A 4,967-nucleotide genomic window follows, 5' to 3' on the forward strand; every position below is an offset into this window, starting at 1 on the left:
CGTAATAGAAAGACAAACTCCTTATATTAATACTTATAAATTTGCATCTTAAATTTTAACAATTTTTATTTGCTTCGTGTCATAGAATGCGCAGCAGGTCAGGAATTCACAATTTCGAACTCTCTCTTACTAAATTCTTGGTAAAAATCATCAAATAAAATATTGTTTGAAAAATATTTCTCAAAGTTTTTATATCCCTTTATTTTTAAAATTGGTGTTTTTTCCCTTTTTTTAATTGATGCACTGATACTGATTAAACAATCTATAAATGAATTTATTTCGGTTCCAAAATATCCATATGAATTAAAAAAAGCTTTACCAATTTCATAATAGACATCCAAATCTGCTCTGACTTTTGACAAGTCAATTTCTATAATCGGATTCGTGTTATCTATTGTTTCTCTAACTCCATTCAATAGGCAACATCCTCTTAAGTAATAATACTTTTGCTTATCATTTAATTCATACCATTTTATTTTTTCTTTTTTGTCAGTGAGAAGTTTAAAATTATCTATATATCCCTGATTATATATCCATAAAGGATCGTCAAGGACTCCTATTAGAATAATTTCTCTGTTTTTAATTAAAATATCCGAGATATTAAAATAATAATCGTTTTTAAAAGTTTTAAGGCCTTTAAACGAAACTCTAATAATTATATTCTGCTTAGAGACTTCTCTAAATTGAAGATTGATAGACTTAATATCATCTCTTTTGATAACTATTTTGTCAAAATCTTTTTTACGAATCAGTTTTATGTATTTTGTTGATAATAGCGTTTTTTCTTCTGATAAAAAATTTATTTCCATTTTACTGCTGAGCTTGTTGGTATTTGTATAATTTTATTATAATCATGATTGATAACTAATCCCCATTTTCCATCTGGATGTTGAACAATTCGACTGCTATTTAACCCTACGGTACCTGGTACATCTTTTATTTGCCATTCTAATGCTCCATTCCATTTGGAGTTACGTTGTACTGTTCTTGGTAATCCAAAATCATCAAGTCTTGGGACTCCTCTTCCTGCTAAGATTTCAGTGAAATCATTTGTTACAGTTTTCGGTAAATTTTTAGGGTCAATTCTTAGAGGACCTGCTCCCCAAATATTTGACATTTCGGCTCGGGAAAGAGTCTTTATCTCTGTTTTAACAATAGAAGACTCTGCCTTTATAATCCCAGGTGCAGCTCTTCCTCCAGATGTAATTATCGCAATTGCTGCAAGCCCCAGTGCCGCCTCTCTATTTTCAGGCTCAGCATTTGCTGCAAGGATTCCAAGAATATCCCATACACTATCCATCATTTGGGCTGAGCCATTGTGAAGAACGGGCTTCTTTATTATTCTTAGAATTTCTTCATCAGAAAGAGGACGAGGAAGAATTCCCATCCCCTGTAGTCCTCCTTTTACACCTGCACCTGTATAACAATAAGAACAACTAGGTAGATTACTACTGGTAGCCATTGCTCTTATTGGAGCATTCAGTACAATCTCCCCCACATCAATAGGGCTGGTTGCTGTTCCTATAGATTGTGGATTACCGGGACCAGAGCCTCCAGGGATTGGATCACCCTCCAAACCTGTGGGATCTGTAAAAAAGATAGGGTTTTGGTAAGCATATCCGTAAGGATCTAATGTCTTTCCGCTTAAAGGATCATGCTGCCCAAAGATTCCCAGTTCAGGTACATAGAATCTGGCTCCTAAATCATAGAATCCGTTTTCCTGTAATTCTTGCCCTAGGAATTTATACTTGTAGTTAGTCCCGAATTCAGTTAAAAGAGAACTACTGTTATACCCTTCATGCTTCAACCCAAAGGGATAATAATTGCTTTCTTCCTGAATCATTATTCCACCTCCATCAGCTTTGCTGTAACTGAACCTTACATTTCCCAGAAAGTCTTTATAATTGCAGCCTAAAGATTATTTATCGATGGTATAAGCCATTACATTTTTGTAATGGCTTATTAGGTTACAAATCTGTATTTCTATTTTTTATTATCCTCCCCATATATTTTCTTCAAATTTTCAATTTGGTAAGCCTTCTGTAAAGAATCTTCTCTTCTTTCTTTTGCAACAACTTCCGGAGCATAGGGTCCAACTTGGTCTTTTCTTGCTTGCCTGTCTAAACAATAAAATGAAAAAATGAAATTTCCAATAATCAATAATACTATTCCAAACACTACCCAACTTCCTATTATATTTTTCCTCTTTGATAATTGATCAAACTCTGAAATAATACTTTTCCATTTATTTTTATAATGAAAAATAAAATAATCAGTTATAGTTACACCTGTAATTATTACAAACCATACTATAATAGTTCCCATGATATTTGAAGATGGATCAATGAGAATTTTATAATAAATCAAAATAGAAATAATTGTCCATATCTCTAACACTCCTATTGCCATACTTGCTTTCCCTTCACTCCACCATTTTGAAGGAGCAGCATCGGACATCTTATAAAATTTATAAAATAAATATTGGTATGCTTTTTTTATTAACATAATTAAAATTTTTGTGAGCCATAAGGAGCTGTTATAAACCCAGGCATGATGGCTGCATTGTCAGATTGTATACTTTGGTAGTCATTTCCATAACCTTCCCAGCCACCAGGATAAAAAGCATCAACACCAAAATATAATATTCCTGCTGCAGGATTTACCCAAGTTCCATACGCTCCTATAGTAGTATTCAAACCGGCTTTTGCAGGATGTACTATATTAGTTGATTCTGGATTATAGTAATAATTAAAAGCTCCTCTTGCATCCATTGCAACTCCTCCCCAAAAAGAAGCTTTGCCCAATAAATTTCCTATTTTACCTAATCCCATTGTCTTTGTGTATTGATTCTTAATAAAAACATTCCCATTCGCATTAGGACGATATAGTCTAATAGATGAACCTGTTGTAGTAATTCGGGTCTGTCCCGAAAGTTTTTCTAAACTTAACGCAGCTCCTCCGAGTCCCCAATTTGCTCGTCCCCCAAAAGTATACCACTCAGGGGTATTATCCGGTTGATAAGGATAGAAGTTCTTATAAGATCTTCTGATTTCCGGTATATTAGGTGTTGCAGTATTTTGTAATTTTGGCGCAGAAATCCCTCCTCCATTACATACTAAACAATTAGAAGGCATTATAGATGGAATATTGGATGCCACCGCTTTTACAGGAGAATTCAATATCACTTCCCCCACATCAATAGGACTGGCTGCTGTTCCTATGGATTGTGGATTGCCAGTACCTGAGCTACCTGGTACAGGATCACCTTCTAGACCTGTTGGATCTGTAAAGAAAATAGGGTTTTGGTAAGCATATCCATAAGGGTCTAATGTCTTGCCGCTTAAAGGATCATGCTGTCCAAAGATTCCCAGTTCTGGTATATACAATCTTGCTCCAAGATCATAAAAAACTTTTTCCTGTAGCTCCTAAGAACTTATAATTTTTATAATTGCTCTGCCCGAAGAACGAGTTTCCGGTCTTTATTCATCCCAAATGTATAGTAATCATTGGCATCTGCGCTGTTTCTCCCGAAACGTAGCTTTTGTCTAATAAACTTTTATACTGCTAAATATAGCCGTTTTTAGAGAACAAAATAAAAAAACACTACAATTGCAGTGTTTTTTATTATTCAATGTATGAACCAGAAGCTTGAATAAATGAGATAAAAATCACTAATTGTAGTTAGTCCCATAAGTTAAAATAATATTTTGCAAACAACAACATTCCTTCATTTTGTATCTTTTGTAGTTCGTCAAAATCCATTTCATTTGGGGGGATTAGTAAACTTTTAAATGAGAATATTATTTTTTCTAATATGATAACCCATTCTTTATTTATTAAACTTATTTCCTCTTCTGAATATTCTATATTCTGATCTAAAGTAAATGGCAAATTATATTCTTCTATCCATAAAGGTATAGACATAATGTTATCATTTTCTACTTCACTTTTATACGCCTCAAGCTTAGGCACAATAAACTCGGCAATTGAATATTTTAAATCCCACTTTTCCATTATTTTAAAATTTTAGTATAATCATGTCCCTTAACTACTCCAATGATTTCCACTTGGTTAGAAACTTCTTTAAAAATAACACGCCCTGCTCCTCTACCAGTTCCCGTACCAGGCATATCAATTGCTTTAAAACCTTTTAAATCCTTAGAAAGAGAGTGAATATTACCACCCGCTTTACCACTTGCAACTTGTTCTATAATATTATCAAAAGTTCCAACCGCATCTTTACCCCAAGCTTTCTCAATTGTTTTTTCTAATGTTCCCGGATGCAATACTGTTTTCCTTTCATAATTTATTCCAGCTCCCCAAATATTTGACATTTCGGCTCGAGAAAGAGTTTTCATCTCAGTTTTAACAATAGAAGCCTCTGCCTTTATAATCCCAGGTGCAACTCTTCCTCCAGATGTAATTATGGCAATTGCCGCAAGTCCCAACGCTGTTTCTCTATTTTCAGGTTTAGCATTTGCAGCAAGAATCCCAAGAATATCCCATACACTATCCATCATTTGGGCTGAGCCATTATGTAGAATCGGCATGCTGACTCTCCTTAAAGCTTCTTCATGAGAAAGAGGACGAGGAAGAATTCCCATATTCTGCAATCCCCCTTTTACTCCTGCACCTGTATAACAATAAGAACAACTAGGCAGATTACTACTTGAAGCCATTGCCCTAATTGGAGCATTCAGTACAATTTCTCCTACATCAATAGGGCTGGTTGCTGTTCCTATAGATTGTGGATTACCGGGACCAGAACCTCCTGGTACAGGCTCACCTTCTAGACCTGTTGGATCTGTAAAGAAAATAGGGTTTTGGTAAGCATATCCATAAGGATCTAATGTCTTTCCACTTAAAGGATCATGCTGCCCAAATATGCCCAGTTCAGGTACGTAAAACCTAGCTCCTAGATCATAAAAACCATTCTCCTGTAATTCCTGGCCTAAGAATTTATACTT

5 protein-coding genes and 1 pseudogene are annotated in these 4,967 nt (G+C 34.7%); all 6 read right to left on the reverse strand.

Annotated features, from left to right (window positions below; translation table 11 throughout):
• Positions 1-98: 98 nt before the first annotated feature.
• On the reverse strand, positions 99-809 hold the full coding sequence (locus J2772_RS24000; protein WP_209921571.1) for a hypothetical protein: 711 nt from the start codon (positions 807-809) through the stop codon (positions 99-101).
• On the reverse strand, positions 800-1,843 hold the full coding sequence (locus J2772_RS24005; protein ID WP_209921574.1) for an RHS repeat domain-containing protein: 1,044 nt from the start codon (positions 1,841-1,843) through the stop codon (positions 800-802). The genes J2772_RS24000 and J2772_RS24005 overlap by 10 nt, the downstream gene beginning before the upstream one ends.
• A gap of 140 nt (positions 1,844-1,983) precedes the next feature.
• Positions 1,984-2,505 (reverse strand): hypothetical protein, encoded by a 522-nt coding sequence (locus J2772_RS24010; RefSeq protein WP_209921576.1) that lies wholly within the window; start codon positions 2,503-2,505, stop codon positions 1,984-1,986.
• Between the two features lie 2 nt (positions 2,506-2,507).
• Positions 2,508-3,401: pseudogene (locus tag J2772_RS24015) on the reverse strand (RHS repeat-associated core domain-containing protein); the annotation flags it as partial.
• 280 nt (positions 3,402-3,681) lie between these two features.
• Positions 3,682-4,014 (reverse strand): hypothetical protein, encoded by a 333-nt coding sequence (locus J2772_RS24020; RefSeq protein ID WP_209921583.1) that lies wholly within the window; start codon positions 4,012-4,014, stop codon positions 3,682-3,684.
• On the reverse strand, positions 4,014-4,967 hold a 954-nt coding region (locus J2772_RS24025; protein ID WP_317194534.1), incomplete at its 5' end, for an RHS repeat-associated core domain-containing protein. The genes J2772_RS24020 and J2772_RS24025, both read right to left, overlap by 1 nt.

The sequence above is a fragment of the Chryseobacterium jejuense genome, assembly GCF_017877355.1.
In the GTDB taxonomy this organism is placed as follows: domain Bacteria; phylum Bacteroidota; class Bacteroidia; order Flavobacteriales; family Weeksellaceae; genus Chryseobacterium; species Chryseobacterium jejuense_A.

Bases quoted from the DNA above. Each gene is read 5' to 3' on its own strand.
- J2772_RS24000 (WP_209921571.1), bottom strand. From the start codon at position 809: ATGGAAATAAATTTTTTATCAGAAGAAAAAACGCTATTATCAACAAAA.
- J2772_RS24005 (WP_209921574.1), bottom strand. From the start codon at position 1,843: ATGATTCAGGAAGAAAGCAATTATTATCCCTTTGGGTTGAAGCATGAA.
- J2772_RS24020 (WP_209921583.1), bottom strand. From the start codon at position 4,014: ATGGAAAAGTGGGATTTAAAATATTCAATTGCCGAGTTTATTGTGCCT.
- J2772_RS24010 (WP_209921576.1), bottom strand. From the start codon at position 2,505: ATGTTAATAAAAAAAGCATACCAATATTTATTTTATAAATTTTATAAG.